The sequence below is a fragment of the Arcicella aurantiaca genome (genome assembly GCF_003148625.1).
Classification (GTDB): Bacteria; Bacteroidota; Bacteroidia; order Cytophagales; family Spirosomataceae; genus Arcicella; species Arcicella aurantiaca.
Genome location: NZ_QGGO01000067.1, coordinates 1 through 1,903, shown reverse-complemented (window position 1 = coordinate 1,903; position 1,903 = coordinate 1). Strand labels below are relative to the sequence as shown.

The following is a 1,903-nucleotide window of genomic DNA, read 5'->3' as shown; positions in this document are numbered from 1 at the left end:
GGGTTGTAGGACGGTTTTTTAGAATAAGAAGGAATTTGAATGACTTGGGAAAGTCAGCCATAGAAGGTGATAGCCCTGTAAGAGTAAAATTTTTAGACGTAACCGTATCCTGAGTAGGGGGGGACTGGAGAAATCCCCTTTGAATCTGCCGGCACCATCCGGTAAGGCTAAATACTAACAAGAGACCGATAGTGAACGAGTACTGTGAAGGAAAGGTGAAAAGTACCCCGAGCAGGGGGGTGAAAAGACCCTGAAACCATACACTTACAAGCGGTTGGAGCCATTATTGTGGTGACAGCGTGCCTTTTGCATAATGACCCTACGAGTTACTCTTCCTGGCAAGATTAAGGTTTATAGAACTGAAGTCGGAGCGAAAGCGAGTCTGAATAGGGCGCTTAGTCAGGGGGAGTAGACGCGAAACCTTGTGATCTACCCATGGCCAGGTTGAAGGTGTGGTAACACACACTGGAGGACCGAACGAGTTTACGTTGAAAAGTATTTCGATGAGCTGTGGGTAGGGGTGAAAGGCTAATCAAACTGGGAAATAGCTCGTACTCCCCGAAATGTTTTTAGGAACAGCGTCGTGGTTGAGTTTCATGCAGGTAAAGCTACCAATAGGACTAGGGGGAGTCAAATCCTACCAAATCCTGATGAACTCTGAATGGCATGAAATATACACGGCAGTGAGGGCGGGGGTGCTAAGGTCACCGTCCGAGAGGGAAAGAACCCAGACCAACAGCTAAGGTCCCCAAATCTATACTAAGTTGAACAAAGGAGGTCTGATTGCAGAGACAGCCAGGATGTTAGCTTGGAAGCAGCTATTCATTTAAAGAGTGCGTAACAGCTCACTGGTCGAGCGAGGCGGGCATCGATAATAAACGGGCATCAAGTATAGTACCGAAGCTTTGGATTGTATTTATATACACTGGTAGGGGAGCATTCTCATTGCAGCGAAGGATAGTCGATAAGGCTTACTGGAGCGATGAGAAAAGCAAATGTAGGGATGAGTAACGATAATGGGGGCGAGAAACCCCCACGCCGAAAAGTCAAGGTTTCCTCAGCTATGCTAATCAACTGAGGGTTAGTCGGGGGCTAAGGGTTTAGCGAAAGCGAAGATTTAATGCACATCAGGTTAATATTCCTGAACTTACTATTAGGGAAACACAATGACGGAGATTCGTGGTTGGCAGGTACTGACGGAATAGTGCCTCTGAGAAGAAGCCGCAAGGCAGAAACGAGTTAGCGAAGAGACTTCCAAGAAAAGTTGTGAATCTATACTTAATAGTAACCCGTACCGTAAACCGACACAGGTGACTGGGAAGAATATTCTAAGGCGCTCGAGTGAATCACGGCTAAGGAACTCGGCAAATTAACCCTGTAACTTCGGGATAAAGGGAGCCTCCTCGCAAGAGAGGCCGCAGAGAATTGGTCCAGGCGACTGTTTAACAAAAACACATGGCTTTGCAAAAACGAAAGTTGACGTATAAGGCCTGACACCTGCCCGGTGCTGGAAGGTTAAGAGGGGATGTCATCGCAAGAGAAGCATTGAATCGAAGCCCCAGTAAACGGCGGCCGTAACTATAACGGTCCTAAGGTAGCGAAATTCCTTGTCGGGTAAGTTCCGACCTGCACGAATGGTGTAACGATCTGGACACTGTCTCAGCCGTGAGCTCGGTGAAATTGTAGTAACGGTGAAGATGCCGTTTACCCGCAACGGGACGGAAAGACCCCATGAACCTTTACTATAGCTTAGCATTGAGTTCTGGTACTGGATGTGTAGGATAGGTGGGAGACTTTGAAGCGGTGTCGCTAGGCATCGTGGAGTCAACGTTGAAATACCACCCTTCTTGTACTGGAATTCTAACCTAAATAGGGACATTGCTTGGTGGGTAGTTTGACTGGG

1 rRNA gene is annotated in these 1,903 nt (G+C 47.6%); it reads left to right on the top strand.

What is annotated here, in order from left to right:
- Positions 1–1,903, top strand: a 23S ribosomal RNA gene (locus LV89_RS24810); the annotation flags it as partial.